The sequence below is a fragment of the Xanthomonas sp. LF06-19 genome, assembly GCF_034105425.1.
GTDB classification, from domain to species: Bacteria; Pseudomonadota; Gammaproteobacteria; order Xanthomonadales; family Xanthomonadaceae; genus Xanthomonas_A; species Xanthomonas_A sontii.
This window is the reverse complement of sequence record NZ_JAXGGH010000001.1, coordinates 177370-199260: the sequence shown is the minus strand read 5'-3', so window position 1 is coordinate 199260 and position 21891 is coordinate 177370. Positions and strand designations below refer to the sequence as shown.

At 69.7% G+C, this 21891-nt stretch carries 12 protein-coding genes; 6 read left to right on the top strand and 6 right to left on the bottom strand.

Translation table 11 applies throughout. The features are described from left to right. Window positions 1-111: 111 nt before the first annotated feature. A complete protein-coding gene (locus tag SLW55_RS00820; RefSeq protein WP_320744310.1) occupies window positions 112-3420 on the bottom strand; it encodes an AAA family ATPase in 3309 nt (1102 codons plus the stop codon). A 352-nt stretch (window positions 3421-3772) separates the two neighbouring features. Here SLW55_RS00820 and SLW55_RS00815 point away from each other — a divergent pair, with 352 nt between their 5' ends. Both SLW55_RS00815 and SLW55_RS00810 read left to right on the top strand, forming a co-directional pair. Next, window positions 3773-4468: a YafY family protein gene (locus SLW55_RS00815; protein WP_017907930.1), complete on the top strand. Its 696-nt coding sequence runs from the start codon at window positions 3773-3775 to the stop codon at window positions 4466-4468. A 57-nt stretch (window positions 4469-4525) separates the two neighbouring features. Next, window positions 4526-5185: a glutathione S-transferase family protein gene (locus SLW55_RS00810; protein ID WP_267093712.1), complete on the top strand. Its 660-nt coding sequence runs from the start codon at window positions 4526-4528 to the stop codon at window positions 5183-5185. A gap of 536 nt (window positions 5186-5721) precedes the next feature. Here SLW55_RS00810 and mutS read toward each other — a convergent pair. Continuing rightward, the gene (gene mutS / locus SLW55_RS00805; RefSeq protein WP_320744309.1) at window positions 5722-8349 is read right to left on the bottom strand and encodes a DNA mismatch repair protein MutS; all 2628 of its coding nucleotides are present in this window, start codon (window positions 8347-8349) and stop codon (window positions 5722-5724) included. Between the two features lie 445 nt (window positions 8350-8794). Between mutS and SLW55_RS00800 the strand changes: the two genes are divergently transcribed. Beyond that, window positions 8795-10723 (top strand): alpha-L-fucosidase, encoded by a 1929-nt coding sequence (locus SLW55_RS00800; RefSeq protein ID WP_320744622.1) that lies wholly within the window; start codon window positions 8795-8797, stop codon window positions 10721-10723. 186 nt (window positions 10724-10909) lie between these two features. On the opposite strand, the gene galA is transcribed toward SLW55_RS00800, so the two are convergent. The 4 genes from galA to SLW55_RS00780 form a co-directional block, all read right to left on the bottom strand. Beyond that, window positions 10910-13471, bottom strand: a complete 2562-nt coding sequence (gene galA, locus SLW55_RS00795; RefSeq protein ID WP_320744308.1) for a beta-galactosidase GalA — start codon at window positions 13469-13471, stop codon at window positions 10910-10912. Next, window positions 13468-14643 (bottom strand): arabinogalactan endo-1,4-beta-galactosidase, encoded by a 1176-nt coding sequence (locus SLW55_RS00790; RefSeq protein WP_152237269.1) that lies wholly within the window; start codon window positions 14641-14643, stop codon window positions 13468-13470. Before SLW55_RS00790 ends, galA begins: the two co-directional genes overlap by 4 nt. 16 nt (window positions 14644-14659) lie before the next feature. Further along, on the bottom strand, window positions 14660-17362 hold the full coding sequence (locus SLW55_RS00785) for a TonB-dependent receptor (RefSeq protein WP_320744307.1): 2703 nt from the start codon (window positions 17360-17362) through the stop codon (window positions 14660-14662). A gap of 325 nt (window positions 17363-17687) precedes the next feature. Then, window positions 17688-18581 carry a LysR family transcriptional regulator gene (locus tag SLW55_RS00780; protein ID WP_320744306.1) on the bottom strand — a complete coding sequence of 298 codons (894 nt, stop codon included), beginning with the start codon at window positions 18579-18581 and terminating at the stop codon, window positions 17688-17690. A gap of 102 nt (window positions 18582-18683) precedes the next feature. Between SLW55_RS00780 and SLW55_RS00775 the strand changes: the two genes are divergently transcribed. From SLW55_RS00775 to SLW55_RS00765, 3 genes are all read left to right on the top strand, one after another. Continuing rightward, a complete protein-coding gene (locus tag SLW55_RS00775; RefSeq protein WP_295911326.1) occupies window positions 18684-19697 on the top strand; it encodes a putative sulfate exporter family transporter in 1014 nt (337 codons plus the stop codon). Between the two features lie 150 nt (window positions 19698-19847). Continuing rightward, on the top strand, window positions 19848-20459 hold the full coding sequence (locus SLW55_RS00770; protein ID WP_295909051.1) for a DUF4142 domain-containing protein: 612 nt from the start codon (window positions 19848-19850) through the stop codon (window positions 20457-20459). 265 nt (window positions 20460-20724) lie between these two features. Beyond that, complete coding sequence (locus tag SLW55_RS00765; RefSeq protein WP_267119613.1) at window positions 20725-21738, top strand: cation diffusion facilitator family transporter; 1014 nt, start codon at window positions 20725-20727, stop codon at window positions 21736-21738. Window positions 21739-21891: the final 153 nt, after the last annotated feature.

The following is a 21891-nucleotide window of genomic DNA, read 5'->3' as shown; positions in this document are numbered from 1 at the left end:
TCGATAGCGTGCAGCTATCGCATCGATGGCGGTGTGCGGTGTGGCCGCGCATCGCTCGCCTGCCCAGCGCTCCCTGCAGTGGCCGCATGCCGCGTGCGTCCGTGACAGGACTCAGTCGATCGGCATCACGTCGAAATCGCCGCCCAGCACGCGTTCCAGGCGTCCGCTGCGCCAGCCGCGGACGCTGTCGCGCACCAGCGGCGAAGGCGCGATCCGATAGCGTCGGCACACCCGCAGTTCGTCCTCGCCGATGGGCGCGCGCCGTGCCTGCCCGGGCAGGTCCGGGGCGACCCGCACCTGCACCGCGAGCCGGCGCAGGGTCGGTTCGTCGACCTCCTGCTCCTGCACATGCAGGCCGGCTTCCGCGTCCAGCAACGCCAGTGCCCCGAAACCGGCGATGGCCAGCCAGGCGCGGCCTTGCTGCGGATCCTGTGCCAGCACGTCCACCCGCATGTTGCGCTGCTCGGCCCAGGCCAGATACATCTGCAGCAGACGTTGCCACCACTGCCGTGCTTCGGCCGGATGCCGGTGCAGCTCGCTGGCGCCGATGCGCAGGTCCAGCAGCGCATCCTGCGGGCGTTGCTCCTGCAGCGCGGTGCTGGCCAGGTGCAGCAGCCACAGCAACTGGGTCAGGCGCGCCACGAACTCGCCGTCGCGCTGAGCGCCGCCGTCCAGCCGCGCGCGCAGGCGCACGGCGGTGGCCAGCGCGCTTTCGATGCGGTCGCGGCGCTCGATCCGGTCCAGCACCTGGAAGCGGCCGGATTGCGACCAGAAATCGCGCTCGCCCATGGCGGCGAAATCGGCCTCGCGCGCCTGCCGCCAGGCCGGCGCGGCGTGCGATTCCTGCAGGCGATGCAAGGCCGCATCCAGGCGCGGCAGGACCGCGCTGTCTGCATTGGGCGCGTACACCAGGTCGCGCAGATCCGTGGGCGTGGCGGGGTCGACCGCCGCGGGCAGGGGTTCCGGCGTCGGCGGCGCGTCCGCTGCGATGAAGCGCACGTCGAGGCGGTCGCCGGCGCCGCGCACGAACAGGAACTGGTCGCCTTCGGGGGCGCGTTGCTCGACGATGCTGCGTGCCAGGGGCGCCAGCAGATGCTGTTCGATCGCGCGGCGCAGTGGCCGCGCGCCCAGGTCCGGAGTGAAGCCGCGGTCGAGCAGGAACTCGATCGCCGACGGCTCCCATTCCACCGCCCAGGCGCGATTGCGCAGGCCGCGCCGGGTCAGCGTGCGATCCAGTTCCTTGTGCAGGATCTCGCGCATCAGCGCCCGATCCAGCGGGTTGAACAGCACCACTTTGTCGAGCCGGTTGACGAACTCGCGGCGGAAGGTCTCGTACACCGCCTTTTCCACCGCGTTGCGCGAGTAGCCACCGGCGACGGTGGCGAAGCCGGGGCCGGCGCCGCGGGCCAGCGTGGCGCCGACGTTGCTGGTGAGAATGATGATGCTGTGGCGGAAGTCGGCGGTGTTGCCGTTGCGGTCGCTCAGGCGGGCGTCGTCGAACACCTGCAGGAACAGGTCCCAGACCTTGGGGTGGGCCTTCTCGAACTCGTCCAGCAGCACCACCGAGAACGGCTGCTCGCGGATGCGTGCGATCAGCGTGCGCTGCCCGGCGCTGTCGTCGCCGGTGAGCCGGTACAGCGCGTCCTCGCCCTGGAACTCGCTCATGTCCAGGCGCAGTAGGCGCTCGGGAGTGCCGAACAGCAGTTCGCCCAGTGCCTTGGCCAATTCGGTCTTGCCGGTGCCGGTCGGGCCGGCGAACAGGAACACGCCGATCGGGCGGCGGCTGTCGATCAGCCCGGCCTTGAGCATGGCGATGCGATCGAGCAGGGTCTCCACCGCCTCGTCCTGGCCCAGCACGCGCTTGCGGAAGAAACGGCGCAGCGTCTCCAGTTCCAGCCGTTGGCGATCATCGATCACCTCCAGCGGCAGCCCGCTGCGCCTGGCCACCGCCTGCAGCAAGGCATCGTCGTCCAGCGGCAGGCGTGCGTCGTCGCCGTCCTTCGCGGCCTGCAGGGTCTCGTCGAGCAGTTGCAGCAGGCGGCCGGGTTCGTGCTGATCGGGGAAGTACTGCGCGGCGAGGCGTTCGGCTTCGGCCAGGGCGCGCGCGTCGATCACCTCGGTCTGCAGTGCCTGCGCCTGGGCCTGCGCCCACTGTGCGCCGATCTGCGCCAGCGCGGTGGACGCGGCCGGTGCCAGCGTCACCACTTCGAAGCGCGAACGCGTGGTCGGCCGCGCCACCTGCAGCTGCGCCAGTTGCCGCGGCGTGATCTCGCCGATCAGGCGCAGCTCACCGCGCTCCAGCGCCGGCAGCACCAGATCGAGGATGCCGCGCGGATCGCGCGAATGCGCGCCCTTGTGCAGCAGGTCGTAGAAGTCCGGCGCGCGCCACAGGGCGCGCTCGCGGTGCAGGACCGCCAGCATCTCGCGGATGCGTCCCTCCAGTTCGCCGATGTAGCTCTGCCCCGCCAGGATCTCCGCGGCGGAGGCCTCGAACACACGCCAGCCCTCGCCGAGCAGGCGTTCGCTGAGCAGGTCGATCAGCACGCTCTTGCCCACGCCGTGCTCGCCGACCAGCAGGACCGGCTGCGGAGGCGTGGTCACCACGTGCTCATAGGCGCGCTGCAAGGCCGCGTCCAGCCCCGGGTGGCGCAGGCGCAGGCGCGCCGGCACCGCGGCGACGACACGGCCGAAGCCGCCGAGCACGCGCTGCTCGCGACGCTGCTTGCGTGCGTCGTGCAGGCGCTGCAGGAACGGCTCCAGCACGGGTTCCTTGAACTGCGCCAGGGTGTCGCCGAGTGCGGTCAGCGCTGCATCGTCGAGTTCGTCGAAATCCACCGGGCGGTCCGCCGGGGCCTTGCTTGCGGCCCACTGCAGATAGGCGCGCAGGCGTTGCCGGAACGGGACGACGTTCCACCACCAGTCGCGTGCGTGGCGCAGCAGCGCGTGCAGATGGTCGGCATCCGGCAGGCGCTGCAGGTAGTCGAACAGGAAGCTCAGCGGATACGAACCCAGGTGCGGGAGCACGTCCAGGACCGCGTCCGCATCCTGGGGGCGGCGTTGCGCCAAGGCCTGCGCTGCCATGCACGGCAGCACGTAGCCTGGGCTGCCCAGCGCCTCGACCAGTTCCTGATGGGAGAACTCCGCGCCTGCCAGCAGCGCCACGCCGTGCTGGAACTGCGGAATCTGTGCCAGATCGGCAGGGCTGTGGATCTGCTCGTCCTGTGCTTCCACCTGCTGGCGCAGCCGCTGCAGATGCTGCGCCGGGGTCTCCTGCGTTGCCTCGGGCGCGGCGTGGTGGTTGTCGCCGGCGTCGGTCGCCGGTGCAGGCCGCTGCGCGGAGGCGCTGCGCCCGAGAGGGCGCGCCAGATGCAACAGCACCGCACCGACGACCACGCCGATGGCGAAAAGGGCAAATTCCATCATCGTCGCCTCAGTCCCGGATGCCGCGACGGCCGCTGCGCGGATGTGGCGCCCGCATGGCACCTGCGATGGTGCAGCGGACCGGGGGGCGTGACGACGTTCGCGAGCGTGGCTGCATGCGTTCCCTCGTTGGATGTAGCCGTCGCGGACGCGTGCGGCCTGTGCTGGTGTGCGCGGCCCCGTTTGCGACGGAGCGGGGCGGCGCGTTCGCCGTCGAGTATAGAAGTCCGTGTTTCCTCCAGGCGACAGCGTCGCTGCGCAGTGCGACACCGATCGGACTGCAGCGACAAGCGGGCGATGCCTGACGCAACAGTGCCTCCCGTTGGCGGCGCCTGCCTACTATCCTGTCGCGATGACCCAACGCGCCACCCGTCTGCTGCGCCTGCTCGACGCCCTGCGCGGGCGACGCCGGCCCGTGGCCGGGGCGCAGCTCGCTGCCGATCTGGGAGTGAGCCTGCGCACGCTGTACCGCGACATCGCCAGCCTGCGCGGGCAGGGCGCCGACATCCTCGGCGACCCGGGCGTGGGCTACGTGCTGCGTCCGGGCTTCCTGCTGCCGGAGTTGAACTTCAGCGAGGACGAACTGGAAGCGCTGACCCTGGGCGCGCGCTGGGTGGCGAGCCAGGCCGATCCGGAGCTGGCGCAGGCCGCGCAGCGCGCCATCACCCGGATCGGGGCGTCGCTGCCGGCACCGTTGCGGCTGGCGCTGGAGACCAGCGGGTTGCTGGTGCCCGCGGCGACGCCCGCGCAGCCGGCGGCACCGTGGCTGCCGGTGCTGCGTCGTGGCATCCGCCTGGAACACGTGCTGCACATGGACTACGCCGATGCCGGCGGCGTCGCCTCGCAACGGCGCATCTGGCCGTTCGCGATGGCCTTCCTGGGCGGTTTCGGCATGATCGCGGCGTGGTGCGAACTGCGCGGCGATTTCCGCCATTTCCGTGCCGACCGGGTGTTGGCGCTGCGCGACGACAGCGAACGCTACCCGACGCGGCGGCATCTGCTGATCCGGCGCTGGCGCGCCGCCACCGGACACGGCGTCGGCTCCTGACAGCAGGTGTCAGCAGGGCACGCGCAGACTGCGTGGCGTCCACCACGGAGTCCGACCATGACCCACGATCTTGTGCTCTACACCCACCCCATGTCGCGCGGCCGCATCGCGCGCTGGATGCTCGAAGAAACCGGCCTGCCGTACCGCGCGCAGATCCTCGACTACGGCACCGGCATGAAGACGCCGGCGTATCTGGCGATCAACCCGATGGGCAAGGTGCCGGCGCTGGTCCACGGCACCACCAGCGTCACCGAGAACGCGGCGATCTGCGCCTACCTGGCCGACCTGGTGCCGGAGCGGCAACTGGCGCCGCCGCTTGGATCGCCGGCGCGTGGCGATTACTACCGCTGGCTGTTCCTGCTGGCCGGTCCGGCCGAGGCGTTCCTGACCGCCAGGCAGCACGGCACGCTGGCCCCGGCGCACAGCGCGGGCTACGGCCATGGCGAGGATCTGCTGGACATGCTGGAGCAGGGCGTCGCCGGTCGCGAGCACCTGGCCGGCGATCGCTTCAGCGCAGCCGACCTGTATGCCGCCGCGTTCCTCGGCTTCTACACGCGCATCGGTGTGCTGCAGGCACGGCCGGCGTTTGTCGCCTTCGTGCAGCGGCACATGGCGCGCCTGGCGGCGCAGCGTGCCGCGGCCATCGACGATGCGTTGCTAGCGGCGCATCCCAACCCGTTCATGCCGCGCCCGAGCGCCGTGCCGGCGAGCGCCTAGCGGGATGTGGGATGACTTGCGGTTGGGTGTGCCGTGCGGGCGGACCCTCACCCCAACCCCTCTCCCGACGGGAGAGGGGCTTGCAGCCTTTCCTTCTCCCACTGGGAGAAGGTGCCCCGAAGGGGCGGATGAGGGTGCGGGCGCAGCCTCGTGCGTCCTGACACTGCGAGACGCTTCGCGCCGGACCCTCACCCCAACCCCTCTCCCGATGGGAGGGGGGCTTTGGCGCTTCCCTGCTCCCTCCGGGACCATGGCCCCCTTTTTGGGAGAAGGTGCCCCGAAGGGGCGGATGAGGGTGCGGGCGCAGCCTCGTGTGTCCTGGCGCTGCGAGACGCTTCGCGCCGAACCCTCACCCCAACCCCTCTCCCGGTGGGAGAGGGGCTTTGGCGCTTCCCTTCTCCCAGTGGGAGAAGGTGCCCCGAAGGGCGGATGAGGGTGCGGGCGCAGCCTCGTGCACCTGACACTGCGAGACGCTTCGCGCCGGACCCTCACCCCAATCCCTCTTCCGGTGGGAGAGGGGCTGAATCGCAGGCCGCCTACAGCAGCGACTTGAGCCGGTACAGCGCTTCCAGCGCCTGCTTGGGCGTGAGTTCGTCCGGATCCAGCGCAGCCAATGCTTCCTGCGCGGCGGAGGGCGTGGCCGCGAACAGGCCGAACTGCTGCGGCGCGTCCAGCGCCTGCGGCGCCATCTGCGAGGCATGGCTTTCGCCGCCGCGTTGCTCCAGTTCCGCCAGGCGTCGCCGCGCCTGCGCCACCGTGGCCTTGGGCAGGCCGGCCAGCGCCGCCACCTGCAGGCCGAAGCTGCGGTTGGCCGGGCCGTCCTTGACCGCGTGCATGAACACCAGGCGGTCGCCGTGCTCGACCGCGTCCAGGTGCACGTTGGCGATGCCGCTGGCGCCGCCTTCGACCGATTCGTCGGCCAATGCGGTCAGCTCGAAATAGTGCGTGGCGAACAGCGTGTAGCAGCGATTGTGGTGCGCGAGATGGCGCGCCACCGCGTCGGCCAGGGCCAGACCATCGTAGGTGGAGGTGCCGCGGCCGATCTCGTCCATCAGCACCAGCGACTGCGCGGTGGCGTGATGCAGGATGTAGCTGGTTTCGGCCATTTCGACCATGAAGGTGGACTGGCCGCGGGCCAGGTCGTCGCCGGCGCCGATGCGGGTGAGGATGCGGTCGATCGGGCCGATCACCGCGCGCCGCGCCGGCACGTAGCTGCCGATGTGCGCGAGCAGCACGATCAGCGCGTTCTGGCGCATGTAGGTCGATTTACCGCCCATGTTCGGGCCGGTGATCACCAGCATGCGGCGGTCGGGGTGCAGGTTCAGGTCGTTCGGCTCGAACGGCTGCTCGCGCACTGCTTCCACCACCGGGTGGCGGCCGCGTTCGATGCGCAGGCACGCACCGGTCTCCAGTTCCGGCTGGGTCCAGTCCAGCGCCTGCGCGCGTTCGGCGAAGCCGGCCAGCACGTCCAGTTCGCTGAGCGCGGCGGCGGCGCGCTTGAGCGGCTCCAGGCGCTCGCCCAGCGTGTCCAGCAGGCCTTCGTAGAGCAGCTTCTCGCGCGACAACGCGCGCTCGCGCGCCGACAGCACCTTGTCCTCGAAGTTCTTCAGTTCCTCGGTGATGTAGCGTTCGGCGTTGGTCAGGGTCTGGCGCCGGCTGTAGTGTACCGGCGCCTTGTCGGCCTGGCCCTTGCTGATCTCGATGTAGTAACCGTGCACGCGGTTGTAGCCGACCTTCAGCGTGGCGATGCCGCTATTGGCGCGTTCGCGCGCTTCCAGGTCGATCAGGAACTGGTCGGCGTTGGTGCTGAGCCGGCGCAGCTCGTCCAGTTCGGCGTCGTAGTCGGCGGCGATGACGCCGCCGTCGCTTAGCTTGAGCGGCGGCTGCTCGGCGATCGCCGAGGCGAGCAGGTGCGCGATCTCGTCGTGCTGGCCCAGCTCCGCCGCCAGCGCGGCCAGCCGCGGCGAATCCAGCGGTGCCAGGACCGCGCGCACCTTCGGCAGCAGGCCCAGGCCGTCGCGCAGGGTGGAGAAGTCGCGCGGGCGCGCCGAACGCAGCGCGACACGGGTGAGGATGCGTTCGACGTCGCCGAGCGCGCGGAACGCCTCGCGCAGGTCGGCGTCGACGCCGCGGTCGATCAGCGTGCCGACGGCATGGTGGCGCTGCACCAACACCTCGCGCAGGCGCAGCGGGCGGTGCAGCCAGCGCCGCAGCAGGCGCCCGCCCATCGGCGTGACCGTGCTGTCGAGCACGCCGAGCAGGGTGTTGCGGGTGTCCCCGTCCACACGCGTGTCCAGTTCCAGGTGACGTCGCGTGGCCGCGTTCATCGCGATCGCCTCGCCGGCGGTCTCCATCGCGATCGCGGTCAGGTGCGGCAGGCGCTGTTTCTGGGTTTCCTCCACGTAGCCGAGCAGGGCGCCGGCGGCGGCGGTGGCGCGCCGGCCTTTGCCGGTGATGTCGTCGTCGAGGCCGAAGCCGCTCAGATCGTGCAACTGGAAGAACGCCAGCAACTGGCGGCGGCCGCTGTCGGCGTCGAACAGCCACGGCGGCCGGCGGCGCACGCCGCGGCGCTCGCGCAGGAACTCCGGCCACTGGTCCTCGTCGGGCACCAGCAGTTCGGCAGGCTCCAGTCGCGCCAGTTCCGCCTCCAGCGCGTCCTCGTTGTCCACCTCGTTGACCAGGAAACGGCCGCCGGCCAGGTCGGCCCAGGCCAGGCCGTAGCCCTGTTTGGTGCGCGCGATCGCCATCAGCAAGGTGTCGCGGCGCTCGTCCAGCAAGGCCTCGTCGGTCACCGTGCCGGGAGTGACGATGCGCACCACCTTGCGCTCGACCAGGCCCTTGGCCAGCGCCGGATCGCCGATCTGCTCGCAGATCGCCACCGACTCGCCCAGCGCCACCAGCCGTGCCAGATAGCCCTCGTAGGCATGCACCGGCACCCCGGCCATCGGAATCGGCGCACCGCCGGAACTGCCGCGCTGGGTCAGGGTGATGTCCAGCAGCCGCGCGGCCTTGCGCGCGTCGTCGTAGAACAGTTCGTAGAAATCGCCCATGCGGAAGAACAGCAGCAGGTCCGGGTATTCGGACTTGGCGGCGAAGAACTGCTTCATCAGCGGGGTGTGCTCCGCTGCGCTTCCAGGAGCTTGGGTTTTTTCTCGATTCTGCATCTGATTCAGTGACTTAAGGAATTTCGGGGTGACTGTCCGTGGACAAGTATGGACGGGTGCCGGCAGCAAATGACAGCGTGGCGCGGCGCCAGCCCGGTGCGTGGTTCGATGCGCCACCTGCCGATCCACGGTGCAACGTCGGGGGCGCACCGTTTCCACGGACAAAGGCAGGAAGGTCAATCGCGAGACAGCGAATGTCCGGTGCGCACGCAGCATGTGCAATGCCGAGTCCGCAGCAACTGCGTGCGAGTCGTCTCGGCGCCAGCTGCCATTGTCCGTAAAAAAGCGGATTGGCGACAGCGCGCAGTGCAATTTCCGAGCATGCGGCGGAGGATCGGCCACACGGTGACGTTGTGTCCTTCGAATGCCCGTGTGTCGTTTCGGGCAGGACTGTTTCGCCGTTGGAAAAGCTAAGATCCGGGCTTGTGTAGAGCCGGAGGCGTCCATGATCGATCGTCGTACCTTTCTTGCCACGGGTGTCGTGGCCGTCGCCGCGGGCTTCAGCGCATCCGCCGCCCGGATCGTGGCCGCACCGCGTCCGAAAGAGCCGGCACCGTGGGGCGCCGTACCAAGCGCGCGGCAACTGCGGTGGCACCGGTGGGAGCAATACGCCTTCGTGCATTTTGCGATGAACACCTTCACCGACAAGGAATGGGGTTACGGTGACGAAGATCCGCGCAGATTCGATCCCAGCGATTTCTCCGCCGATCAAATCGTCGCCGCGGCCAAGGCCGGCAACCTCAAAGGGATCATCTTTACCGCCAAGCACCACGATGGCTTCTGCCTGTGGCCGACGCGCCTGACCGAGCATTGCATTCGCAATTCGCCCTACAAGAACGGCAAGGGCGACATCGTCGGCGAAATGGCCGCGGCGTGCCGGCGTGCCGGCCTGGCCTTCGGCATCTATCTCTCTCCCTGGGATCGCAACCACGCCGAGTATGGCCGTCCCGGCTACCTCGACTATTTCCGCAAGCAGATCGTCGAGCTGTGCACGGGTTATGGCGACCTGTTCGAGTTCTGGTTCGACGGCGCCAATGGTGGCGACGGTTACTACGGCGGAGCGCGCGAAACCCGCAAGATCGATGCCCCCGCCTACTACAACTGGCCGCGGATGATCGAGCTGGTGCACCAACACCAGCCGATGGCCTGCACCTTCGATCCGCTGGGCGCAGATATCCGTTGGGTCGGCAACGAGGAGGGCGTGGCCGGCGATCCGTGCTGGCCGACCATGCCCAATGCGCCTTACACGCAGGAAAACGGCAATGCCGGCGTGCGGGGCGGGGCGCTGTGGTGGCCTGCGGAAACCAACACCTCTATCCGCCCGGGCTGGTTCTACCATGCCGACGAAGACGGCAAGGTGCGCAGCCCGGAGAATCTGGTGCGCTACTTCGATACCTCGGTCGCGCGCGGCACCAACATGAACCTCAATCTTCCGCCGGACCGGCGCGGCCGCATCGCCGACCATGACGTCGCGGTGTTGAAGAGCTTCGGCGATGCGATCCGCGCCAGCTTCGCCATCGATCTGGCCAAGGGCGCCAAGGCCAGCGCCAGCGCGGCGCGCGGTCCGGGGTTCGAGCCGGAGCGTGTGCTCGACCGCCAGCCGGACAGCTACTGGTCCACGCCGGACGACGTCACCACGCCGACGCTGACGTTGGAACTGTCGGCGGCGCAGAGCTTCGACCTGATCCGGCTGCGCGAATACCTGCCGCTGGGCGTGCGCGTCACCCGCTTCGCGATCGACGCCGAGGTGGACGGGCAATGGCAGCGCTTGGCCGAAGCGCAATGCATCGGCGCGCAGCGGATCCTGCGGCTCGATCGTCCGATTGCCGCGCGCCGTGTGCGCTTGCGTGTGCTCGAGGCGCCGGTCTGTCCGGCGATCAGCGAATTCGCGCTGTTTCGCGCGGTGGCGCCCGTTGCGGTTGCGCGGCCCACGACGAACGCGCCGGACGTGCTGTCCACCGCGGGTTGGCGCATCGTCGCCGCCAGCGCGCCGGGAGCGGAGAAGTTGCTCGACGACGATGCGGGCACGATCTGGGTCGTGCCCGCTCCCACGCCGGGCCATCCCGCGCAGGTGACCATCGACCTCGGTGCGCTGCGCCAGGTCGCCGGCTTCAGCCTCACCCCCTCGCGCACGGTGATGAACGGTGCGGCGCCGCCGAAGGGCTATCGCGCCGAAAGCAGCGAGGATGGCCAGCACTGGCAGCCGGCCGGTGGCGGCGAGTTGTCCAATATCGCCTACGCGCTCTCGACCCAGCGGCTGAATTTCCCCGAGGTGCGGCAGATCCGTTACCTGCGGCTGTCGTTCGCCGAAACGGCGCTGCCCGCCGAGCGGCTGGCGATCGCCGGGATCGGTGCCTTCTCGCGCTTGCGGTGAGGGCTGGCGCTCCCTCGCCGCGATGCGCGGTGGGGGAGCGCGCATCGCCGGGGCGATGCAGCGTCGTGGCTGCGGCGATGCTGGCGAGGCGTCGTAGATCGGCTTCGGAATGACGCGTCGTAGGAGCACCGAGTCGGTAGCGCATGACGATGGCGCCGCGCAGCGCCTCGAAAGCGCGCGGCCGCCTCAGGCGACGAACGGCCGCGGCTTGGTACGCACACTCTTCAGCGCCAGCCGCGCAGGCGCCAATCCGGGCGCGGTCGCTTCCAGTGTCAGCGTGCCGGCATCGCGCGTGGTCTGCAGCAAGGCCATGCACAGACCGTTGAAGGCGCGGCGCTGGTCGGCCTTGTCGGGTTCGTGGCTGGACGGGTCGCCGTTGCCCACGCCGATCAGGCGGCCGGGGCCGCGGACGGCGAAGCGCACGGCGTCGCTGGCGGTGGGCACGACGCGGCCCTTGGCGTCGACGATCTCCACCGCGACCACGGCCACGTCCTCGGCGTCGGCCAGCAGATTCGCCCGTTCGCAGCGCAGGCGCACCGCGGCCGGGGCGCCCACGGTCTCGCGGAGCTGCGTCAGCACCTGTTTGCCGCCGCGGTAGCCGCGCGCTTCGATGCGGCCGGGTGCGTAGCGCACGCGCCACTCGACATGGCCGTAGGCCGGCACCTGCTGCAGGCCCTGGCTGACGCCGTTGACCAGCAGTTCCACCGCGTCCAGGTTGCTGTGGCACCAGACGTCGACCATGCCGTTGTCGCGCTCGTCCAGCAGGCCGTCCCAGTTCCAGTGCGGGAACAGGTGCAGCACCGGCGCGGTGGTCCATTGCGCGCGGTAGTACCAGTAGTTGTCCTTGGGGAAGCCGCAGCTGTCGAGGAGGCCGAACTGCGAGGCCACGTTCGGCCAGCGGTTGTACGGGGTCGGCTCGCCGCGGTAGTCGAAGCCGGTCCAGACGAAGCCGCCGGCGATGTACGGGCGCTGCGCGACATAGCTCCACCAGGCTTCGGCGCTGCTGGCCCACCAGGGGTAGTCGAGGTCGTAGGCGCGGGCATAGCCGCGCACGTCGTCGGTGCGGTAGTTGCCGCGCACGCCGACGGTGCTGCCGGTCTCGCTGCCGTAGACCGGGATCTGCGGATGGCGCGCATGGAAGGCGTCCATCTGCGTGGTACGGTAGTTGAAGCCGACCACGTCCACGACCTGGCCGACGCCGTCGTCGAAGCCCTTGTCCATGGCGAAGGTGGTGGGGCGGCTCGGATCCAGGCGCCGCACCAGGCGCTGCATGCGCGCGACGATGCGCGCGCCGCGCGCGGTGACCATCTGCGGCTCTTCGTTGCCCAGCGACCACAGCATCACGCAGGGATGGTTGCGGCCGCGACGCACCATCGACGTCAGTTCGGCCATGGCCTCGTCGTCGGAGGACATGCGCCGGGTCTCGTCGATCAGCAGCAGGCCCAGCCGGTCGCACAGCTCCAGCACCGCCGGCGAGGCCGGGTTGTGCGCGCTGCGGTAGGCGTTGCAGCCCATCGACTTGAGCTGGCGCAGGCGCCATTCGTGCAGGCGGTCGGGAATGGCGGTGCCGACGCCGGCATGGTCCTGGTGGTTGTTGGTGCCGTGCAGCTTGTAGGCCGCGCCATTGAGCAGCAGGCCGCGCTGCGGATCGAACTGCAGGCGGCGCACGCCGAAGTGGGTGGTGGTCGCGTCGCAGGTATGGCCGTCGCCGAGCAGGCGCGTGGACAGCGTGTAGCGTTGCGGGTGTTCCGGCGACCACGGCGCGGGCGTGCCCAGGTCCAGGGTCTGCTGCACGCGCTGCACCACGCCGGGCTCGACCGTGATCGGCGCGGAACTGGCCTGGGCGACGATGCGCCCGTCCGGCGCGCGGATCACCGAGACCACGCTGCACTGCCGCGGCGTCGCGCCGTGGTTGCCGAGTTCGGTCTCCACCAGCGCCTGCGCGGCGCCGCCGTCCCAGGCGCTGCGCACGTACACGCCGTCCATCGGCACGTGCAGCGCGTCGGTGGTGCGCAGCCAGACGTGGCGGTAGATGCCGGCGCCCTCGTAGAACCAGCCTTCGCCGAGGGTTGCGTCCACGCGTACGGCGATGATGTTTTCGGCGCCGTAGTCGAGCACGTCGCTGAGGTCGACTTCGAAGCCGCAGTAGCCGCTGCCGTTGCGGCCGACGATGTGGCCGTTGCAGAACACGATGCAGTCGCGGAACACGCCGTCGAATTCCAGGCTGATCCGCTTGCCCAGGTCCTCGGCCGGAATCTCCAGCACGCGCCGGTACCAGCCGATGCTGGTCTGCGGATCGGTGCGCCCCAGCGGCGTGTAGCCGTGCGCGGCGGCCGGGTCTTCGCCGTTGACCAGGGTGGAGGTCGGGTCCTGGCGCGGCGGCAGCGCCACCGCCCAGTCGTGCGGCAGGTCGATGCGCTCCCAAGCGCTGTCGTCGAATCCGAGCAGGGCCGCATCGGCGGTGTCCTTGCCGGCCTTGGCGTAGGTGCGCTGGAAGGTGCCGAAATTGAAGTCGCGCGCCGGGTCGTCGGCGTGGCCGAGATGGAAGCGCCAGCCGCCATCGCACAGCAGGCGCTGGCGCGGCGCATCGTCGTCCAGATCCAGCGAGAGCGGCGCACTGGCATCGTTGCCGGTGGGCGTGGCGGCCAGCGCGGCCGGCGCCAGCGCCGAGGCGGCACCGGGCACCGCCGCCTGCACGCCGCCGGCGACCAGCGAGCGCAGCAGGTCGCGGCGGCTCAGTTCGATCATGGCTGCGCGTCCTGTGCGGGCGCGGCGGTGGTTCCTGCGGCCGCCGCCGGGGCCGGTCGGTAGGCGTGCTGCATGAAGCCGATGCCGGGCAGCAGTTCGTTGCCGTGGCGGAAATCGAAGAAGCTGGCGTTCTCCCACGAGGAGCCGACGCCCCAGCGGGTCTTGCAGGTGTTGCTGGTCCAGGCCGGCTCCCAGTACACGACGCCGCTGCCGCCGTTGTCGACCACCAGTTGGGTGAGGTCGACCAGGTAGTTCAGCTGGCCCTGCGGGGTGGCCGGGTAGCTCTTGATCAGCGAGTCGGCGCCGAGCAGGTTGGGCGAGGGGTCGCCGCTTTCCAGCGTCCACGGATAGGCGGTCTCCACCACCATCACTTCGGCCGGATAGCGCTGGCGCAGGCGCTTGATGGTGGCGCCGAGCTGGTCCATGGTCTCGCGCGACCACTTGCGGTAGTAGCTGATGCCGATGAAATCGAAGTCGCGCACGCCGGCCTTGGCCGCGGCGGCGAACCACGGCTCCACGTTCTCCGGCTGGGCGATGTGCAGCATCACCCTGGGCTTGATCGTCGAGCGCGCGCCGGCGTCGCGTACTGCCTGGATGCCGGCGTTGAACAGCTTGGCGTTGCGGGTCCAGTCGATCGGCCGGCGCTTGTCCCAGGGCTGGCTGTCCATCAGGTCGGAATTGCTCTCGTTGCCGATCTGTACCAGTTCCGGCATCAGCCCAGCGCGGTCCAGCGCGCTGAGCGTGTCGTAGGTGAAGCCGTACAGCGTGCGCGCCAGTTCGTCCTGGTCGGTGATGTTGGCCCAGGCCTTGGGGATCAGTTGCTTCTCGCCGTCGGCCCAGTCGTCGGAGTAGTGGAAGTCCAGCAGCACCTGCATGCCCTGCGCGCGCGCGCGGCGGATGGTCTTCTTGACGTCGCTCAGATCGCTGTAGCGCGTCCAGCGCGCATCGTTCCACAGGCGCACGCGCACCAGGTTGGCGCCGTGCGCATGGAACAGCGCGAACGGGTCGCGCAGCGCGCCGTGGTCGCGGTACTGCACGCCGCAATCCTCCATCTCGTTGACGTAGGACAGGTCGGCGCCGAGGTACAGCGTGCCGGCGCCGGCCATGGGCGCGGCGAGGGCGGTGGCGAGAGCCAGCGCGAGCGCCGGCAGCCAGGTGCGTCTGGATCGCATGCGGGTCTCCACCGGCTCAGAACGTGTAGGTCGCTTCCAGGGCGAAGCGGCGGCCGAACAGCTGGTAGCCGCCATCGTCCTGGTTGGCGAGCCGGTTGCGCTTGTTGTCGCTGTAGGCGCGCAGCGGTTCGTTGGTCAGGTTGCCGACCTGGAACTTGAAGCCCAGGTGCTCGCTGTAGCGCCACGCCAGGCTCAGGTCCACCGTGCCTTCGCTCTCCAGTCGCGCCAGCCGCGCCGCGTTCCAGCCGTACACCACGGTGTAGGGGCTGTGGTACTTGTAGCCGATCCGCGCTTCGAACTTGTTGTTGTTGTACCAGAGGTCCAGCGTGCCGGTGTTGCGCGCCAGGCCGCTGAGCGGCAGCGGATTGTCCGCCGGCGAGAACTCGTGCAGGTTGGATTCCACGTACGAGTAGTTCGAGTAGATGCCGAAGTTCTCCATGTGCGGGATGAAGAAGAACGGGGTCTGGAAGGTCAGCTCGGCACCGTTGATGTAGCCGCCGCCGCCGTTGAACGGGCCGCTGATCAGGTAGTCGCGGCCGTCGATGGTCTCGTGCTGGGTCTTGTAGCCGATGCTCGAATCCACCCACTTGCGGTACAGCGCCAGCGCCGCCAGCGCCTCCTTGTGGAAGTACCACTCGTAGGACAGGTCCAACTGGGTGGCGCGGAACGGGTTGAGCTGCGGGTTGCCGCCGCTGCCGGTGAGCTGGCCGACGGTGGTGTTGGGGTCGTCGAGCGCGCGCCCGGTGCGCAGTTCGTCCAGCGGCGGCCGCGCCATCACCTTGGCCACCGACAGACGCAGGATGCGCTCGGGATCGATCAGGAAATTGACCGTGGCGCTGGGCAGCACGTCGGTGTAGGTCTTGCCGGCGCTGCTCGGCTGCACCACGCCGCCGACGGTGTCGTAGCCATGGCTGTCGGTGTCGGTGTGGACCACGCGGACGCCGGCGTTGCCGGTGACGTCGACGCCGAACCACTGCGAACTGAACACCGCCTTGGCGAAGGCCTCGCGCACGTTCTCCTCGACATTCCAGTGATCCAGGCGCTGCTCGGTGGCCAGGCTCGGATCGAAACCGCCGAAGCCGAGCTTGGCGATCGCGTCCAGGTCGCCGCCGGTCAGGGTCGGCACGTTCAGGTCCGGCATCGTCACCGGGTAGATCAGGTCCTGGTAGGCCGAGATCGGCTGGCTGTAGCCGGACTGGAAGCTGGTGAAGTGGCGGTTCTGCTTCTCGCGGCGTGAGGCGCGCGCGCCGAATTCCAGCGCGGTGACCGGCGAATCCTCGATCGCGCGGCTGGCGCTCAGCGCCAGAGCAGCGATGCGGTCGCGCAGCGCCTGCGGTTCGGTCTGGCCACTGATGCCCCATTCCGGCGCGTCGGAACTGGTGCTGATGGTGGGGGTGACGCCATGGCGGAAGTCGAACGATACCGTGTCCGGGTTGCTGCCGAAGCGCACCGCGCGCCAGTCGTTGTCGCGCTTGGCCTGCGAGAACGACAGGTCGCTGCCCAGCGTCCACACGTCGCCGCGCCACTTGGCGTTGAGGCCGCCGGCCGCCAGCGTCTTGACCTCGTCGTAGCGGGCCACGACGTGGTCCACCTGCAGCTTGGAATTGGCCAGGGTACCGGCGACCACGTCGCCGTCGACGATGGTGTAGGACGAGCCAGGCGTGGTGTACGGATTGCTGGCCGAGTAGATGCTGTAGCCGAGGTTGTTGAACCAGTTCTGGCGCTGGTCCTCGTCGATGCGGATGCGCGAGTACAGGCCGTCGAGCTTGAGTTCCAGGTTGCCCGAGCGCCACTGCACGGTGCCCATGGCGCCGGTGCGGGTCTGCTCGGTGAGCTTGAGCTGGTCGGCCGCGCCCCAGGGGGTGTAGTCGACCTTGCCGTCGCCATCCACATCGCGTGCGTTGCTGGCGTCGGTGTAGCCCCAGCTGCCGATCGAGACGCCGGCGTTCTTCTGCTTCTGGTAGGTGGCGCCGAGCGCGACCGCCAGGTTGTCGTTGATGCGGTGGATCCAGCTCGCGCCCAGGCGCTGGCCCCACGGCGAGTAGTCGCGCGCGTCCTTGGCCTCGTCGTAGTAGACCGGGCCGCCGGTGGCGACGAAGGTCGGGCCGGTGTGGTCGAGCGGGTTGATGGTGGAGATGTCCACGGTGGCGGCGATGCCGCCGGCGATCAGGTCCGCCGACGGGGTCTTGTAGACCTTGACGGTGGAGACGATCTCGGTGGGGAAGACTTCCCAGCGCACCGCGCGGTTGGGTTCGGAGGAGGCGATCTCGCGGCCGTTGACCGTGCCCATGGTCATGCGCGGGCCGAGGCCGCGCACGGTGGCCAGGCTTTCGTTGCCGCGGTCGCGGGTGCCGTTGACGCCGGGCAGGCGCACCAGCGCCTCGGCCACGGTGACGTTGGGCATCTGCCCCATGTTGTCGGCGGAGATGACTTCCACCACGTGGTCGTCGAGCTGCTTGGCCTGCACGGCCTGTTCCAGGCTGGCGCGCTGGCCGACCACCATCACGTTGTCCAGGGTGACCGGCTGCTGGCCGGTCTTGGCGTCGGTCGTGGCATCGGGCTTGGCGGGTGGCGTGGCTGCCGGATCGGCGCTGGCGCTCTGCGCCTGCGCGGCGAAGCTGCCGGACAGGGCCAGGACGATGGCCGCGCCCAGCAGGGTGCGGGCGGCAGGGCGGTGCGCGCGCCGGCCGACCGGGCGACGGGACTGTTCCAAAGGCATTTTTGTTCCCTCCCAGGACAAAAAGTGACCGATCAAATTGGCGTGGACCGGAAAACCCGGTCCTGGAGGCATCGGCAGGGCGTCATGCAGGGCTGCAGGCTGTCCCGGTCGCTGTCCTCGATGGCGTGTCTGTCGACGTGGCGGGGCGTACGTGGCGTGTCTGCTGGCGGCGCCGCGGACATTCCCCGTCCGCTGCCTTGGCGCGCGAGAGACCGGAAACGAGGATAGAAGCGACAGGCATTCCATTCCAATGAAGCATTTGCCGAGGGCTATCTCGTTTTGGAATGGATATCGCGCGCCGCGTTTACCGTCGCCCACGCCAGGCTCAGGCCGCGGTGGATGGGGCCTGCAAGTCGAGCAGGGCGGCGGCCGCCGCACCCAGCCCGCGTTCGCGGTGGCGCAGGGCATGGAAGGTGCGTTCGCCCAGGGCCACGGCGAGGGGCTGCAGGCGGCCGCTCTCCAGCCACGGCGCCGCGGCCAGCTGCGAGATCGCCGCCAGGCTGGGCCCGGCCTGCACCGCCGACAGCACCGCTTCGTTGGAGGGCAGAGACAGGGCCACGCGCAGGCGTTCCGGGCCGATGCCGGCATCGCGCAGCGCCGCCTCGAACGCCGAGCGCGTGCCCGAGCCGGGTTCGCGCATGATCCAGGTGCTGTCGGCGACCAATCGTGCCAGCCCGACGCGGCGACGCCCCGCCAACGGATGGTCCGGCGCGGCGACCACGCGCAGCCGGTCGTGGTCCAGCGCCGAACTCAGCAGTTCGGGGGCCTGCACGCGGCCCTCGACGAAGCCCATTTCGGCGCGGCCCTCGCGCACCGCGCGCGCCACGCTGTCGGTGTTGCCCACGCTCAGGCGGATCTCGATCTGCGGATAGCGCGCATGGAACGCCATCAGCCGGGTCGGCAGCCAATAGCTGGCCACGGTCTGGCTGGCGTGCAGGTCGAGGGTGCCGCGCAGCACGCCGCGCCACTCGCTCAGCGCCAGTTCGGCCGCACGGCTGCGCGCCAGGATCGCCTTGGCGTCCTCACAGAACGCCGCACCGGCCGCGGTCAGCACCAGGCCGCGGCCGACCCGGTCGAACAGGGCCACACCGTACTGCTGCTCCAACGCCTTGATCGCGGCACTGGCGGCCGAGGGCGTGCGGTGCGCGGCCTGCGCACCCTGAGTCAGGTGCTGGCGCTCGGCCACCGCCACGAACAGCGTGAGTTGTTCCAGGGTCATGCGAAGACCGTTCGGAAAGATCGAATGAAATCTGCACCATTATGCGATGGATCGAAACGGTCTGCGGGCGCAACCTGGGGCCACTCGATCCGGATCGCTGCCATGCGCACCCAACTGCACAGACCTTCCGCCTTGCTGCCCGGCCTGGCCCTGGCCATCGCGGTGGCGGCGCTGGCCTGGCTGGCCGAGCGCGCGCAACTGCAGTGGCTGGGCCGGCGCTGGATCGACGCGCTGGTGTTCGCGATCGTGCTCGGCACCTTGCTGCGCACGGCGTGGCGCCTGCCGCCGTCCACGCACGCCGGCATCGCCTTCGCCGCCAAGCTGCCGCTGGAACTGGCCATCGTGCTGCTCGGCGCCTCGGTCGGCATCGGCGCCATCGGCGCGGCCGGCGGTCTGTTGCTGGGCGCCATCGCCGCGGTGGTGCTGCTGGCGATCGCCATCGGCTACGGCATCGGTCGCGCGCTGGGTCTGCCGTCGCGGCTGGCCACGCTGGTCGCGTGCGGCAATGCGATCTGCGGCAATTCGGCGATCGTGGCGGCGGCGCCGGTGATCGACGCCGACTCCGAGGATGTCGCTGCAGCGATCGCCTTCACCGCGGCGCTGGGCGTGCTGGTGGTGTTGCTGTTGCCGCTGGCGGTGCCCGTGCTGGGCCTGGACCAGCGCCACTACGGCATCCTCGCCGGCCTGACCGTGTACGCGGTGCCGCAGGTGCTGGCGGCGACCGTGCCGGTCGGTGCGCTGAGCGCGCAGGTCGGTGCGCTGGTCAAGCTGATGCGGGTGCTGATGCTCGGGCCGGTGATGTTGCTGCTGGGGCTGGTCCGTGATGGATCGCCGACGCAGCGGCGCCCGGCGCACGCGCTGGTGCCGTGGTTCGTGTTCGGCTTCGTCGGCATGATGGGCCTGCGCGCGCTGGGCGTGCTGCCGGCGCCGGCGATCGAAGCGGCGCAGTCGCTGTCGCTGCTGTTTACCCTGGTGGCGATGGCCGCGTTGGGCCTGTCGGTGAATCTGCGCACGGTGCTCGCGTCCGGCGGCCGCGTCTTGGCGGCCGGCACGCTCTCGTTGCTGGCACTGGCCAGCCTCAGCGTGTTGCTGCTGCGCTGCTTGCCGTCGGCGTAGGCGCCGCAGTCCACGTGCATCTGCAGCATTTCGCATCGCCTGCACCCACGTTCAACCAGGCGCTCACGAAAGGCCGCGGAGCATGGCGATACCTGCCATGCAAAGGAGATTGTCATGCGTCATTCCCGTTCCGCGTTCTCTCTGGCGCTCATGTCGGTTCTCGGCGTCGGCCTTGCGCATGCGCAGACCGATACGTCCGGCGAGGTTGGCAGTGCCGATCCCGGCGCGATGCAGCAGCAAACGCCGTCGACGTCCGCCGCGCAGACGTCGACCGGCATGCAGGGCGCGCAAGGCGCGCGCGCGTCCGCGCTCAACGAAAAGCAGGCGCTCGGCGTGTTGTCGGCGATCAACACCAGCGAGGTCAACGCTGGCAACCTGGCCTTGCAGAAGCAGGTCAAGGGCCCGGTGCGCGATTACGCCATGCAGATGGTCAAGGAGCACGCCGACAACAACGCCAAGATCGCGCCGTGGGGTCCTGATGCGAAGGCGGCACCGGCGCAGCAGCAGATGCAGCAGGCCAAGGCGGAGGCCGGCAAGCTGCAGGCCCTGGACGGCGGTCGCTTCGAGCAGGCCTATGTCATGGCGATGGTCAAGGATCACCAGGCCGCCCTGCAGATGCTCGACAGCACCCTCATCCCCGCCGCGAAGACCCCGGAAGTGGTCGCGCATCTGCGCACCACGCGCACGCACGTGGCCGAGCACCTGGCCAAGGCGCAGCAGTTGCAGAGCGCTGGCGCGCCATCGGCGGCGCCGGCCCGTTGAGCGTCGTGCGGGTCTCGGCCGCCATGCCGAGATCCGCGCTTTCATGAGTCGCGCCTCTTCCTTGGCCAGCGTGTGGCAGGTCGGGCCGCGATCAGACTTCCTGAGCCCGGTATCTGGCGTGCCTGGTTGCCGTGTCTGCTTGCGGTCCATCGGCTGCACAACAGCATCAAGAGCGCGTGCCGCTGTCGAACGGTGTAATAGTCTCCGCGCGGGCGGCGGCCTAAGGTAGCGGCCATCTTCCTCCGCATCGCCGCCCGGTCGCCCCATGGGACACGATCACAGCCACGCCCCCACCGAAATCCGCCACGAGCAGCCCCTGTGGTGGGCGCTCGGTCTCACCGCGCTGTTCCTGGTGGTGGAAGTGGCCGGCGCTTTCCTCACCAACAGCCTGGCGCTGCTGTCCGACGCTGCGCACATGGCCACCGACACGCTGGCGCTGATGATCGCGCTGATCGCGGTGCGGCTGAGCCGGCGCCCGCCCGATGCCAAGCGCAGCTATGGCTACGCACGGCTGGAGGCGCTGGGCGCGCTGGTCAACGGCGCGCTGCTGTTCGTGGTGGCCGGCTACATCCTGTGGGAGGCGGTGCAGCGCTTCCGCCAGCCGCAGGAGATCGCCACCGTCGGCATGCTCGGCATCGCCGCATTCGGCCTGCTGATCAACCTGATCTCGATGCGCCTGCTCAAGGCCGGCAGCGGCGAGAGCCTCAACATGAAGGGCGCGTACCTGGAAGTGTGGAGCGACATGCTCGGCTCGGTCGCGGTGATCGTCGGCGCGCTGGCGATCCGCGTCACCGGGTGGAAACTGATCGATCCGATCCTGGCGGTGCTGATCGGTCTGTGGGTGTTGCCGCGGACCTGGGTGCTGCTGCGCGAGGCGATCAACGTGCTGCTGGAAGGCGTGCCCAAGGGCGTGGACCTGGGCGCGGTGCGCGGCTATCTGCAGGCCGCGCCCGGCGTGGCCAGCGTGCACGACCTGCACGTGTGGGCGCTGGCCTCCAGCACGCCGGCGCTGACCGCGCATGTGGTGGTCGCCGACGGCGGTGACGCCGATGCCGTGCGCGCCGCGCTGTGCGATGGCCTGCATGCGCAGTTCGGCATCGATCACATCACCCTGCAGATGGAAGCCGGCCATTGCGGCGCTACCCCGTGCGGCACGCCGGCGGCGGGCGAGGGTGGTGGTCACGATCATCACGGGCATGGTCACGAGGACCACGATCACGATCATGCCCATCCCCATCCCGCACATGGGCACGGCCACATGCAGGGGCATTCGCACTAGCAGCACGGCTGCGTAACGGCATTCGTGCAGGTGCGGCTTTGTTCTGGTTTGGGATTTGTCGTCCGCGCGCACCTGGAATGCCGAGTGCGACTGAAGGGCGCCTGCAGCGACCTGCTTTCCCCACAATCAAGCTACGGGCAGCTTGCTTTGTGG

Excerpts from the sequence above, each read along its gene's own strand:
- mutS (WP_320744309.1), bottom strand. The coding sequence starts at position 8,349 with ATGCAGAATCGAGAAAAAACCCAAGCTCCTGGAAGCGCAGCGGAGCAC.
- SLW55_RS00765 (WP_267119613.1), top strand. The coding sequence starts at position 20,725 with ATGGGACACGATCACAGCCACGCCCCCACCGAAATCCGCCACGAGCAG.
- SLW55_RS00780 (WP_320744306.1), bottom strand. The coding sequence starts at position 18,581 with ATGACCCTGGAACAACTCACGCTGTTCGTGGCGGTGGCCGAGCGCCAG.
- SLW55_RS00785 (WP_320744307.1), bottom strand. The coding sequence starts at position 17,362 with ATGCCTTTGGAACAGTCCCGTCGCCCGGTCGGCCGGCGCGCGCACCGC.
- SLW55_RS00810 (WP_267093712.1), top strand. The coding sequence starts at position 4,526 with ATGACCCACGATCTTGTGCTCTACACCCACCCCATGTCGCGCGGCCGC.
- SLW55_RS00775 (WP_295911326.1), top strand. The coding sequence starts at position 18,684 with ATGCGCACCCAACTGCACAGACCTTCCGCCTTGCTGCCCGGCCTGGCC.
- SLW55_RS00790 (WP_152237269.1), bottom strand. The coding sequence starts at position 14,643 with ATGCGATCCAGACGCACCTGGCTGCCGGCGCTCGCGCTGGCTCTCGCC.
- SLW55_RS00820 (WP_320744310.1), bottom strand. The coding sequence starts at position 3,420 with ATGGAATTTGCCCTTTTCGCCATCGGCGTGGTCGTCGGTGCGGTGCTG.
- SLW55_RS00770 (WP_295909051.1), top strand. The coding sequence starts at position 19,848 with ATGTCGGTTCTCGGCGTCGGCCTTGCGCATGCGCAGACCGATACGTCC.
- galA (WP_320744308.1), bottom strand. The coding sequence starts at position 13,471 with ATGATCGAACTGAGCCGCCGCGACCTGCTGCGCTCGCTGGTCGCCGGC.
- SLW55_RS00815 (WP_017907930.1), top strand. The coding sequence starts at position 3,773 with ATGACCCAACGCGCCACCCGTCTGCTGCGCCTGCTCGACGCCCTGCGC.
- SLW55_RS00800 (WP_320744622.1), top strand. The coding sequence starts at position 8,795 with ATGATCGATCGTCGTACCTTTCTTGCCACGGGTGTCGTGGCCGTCGCC.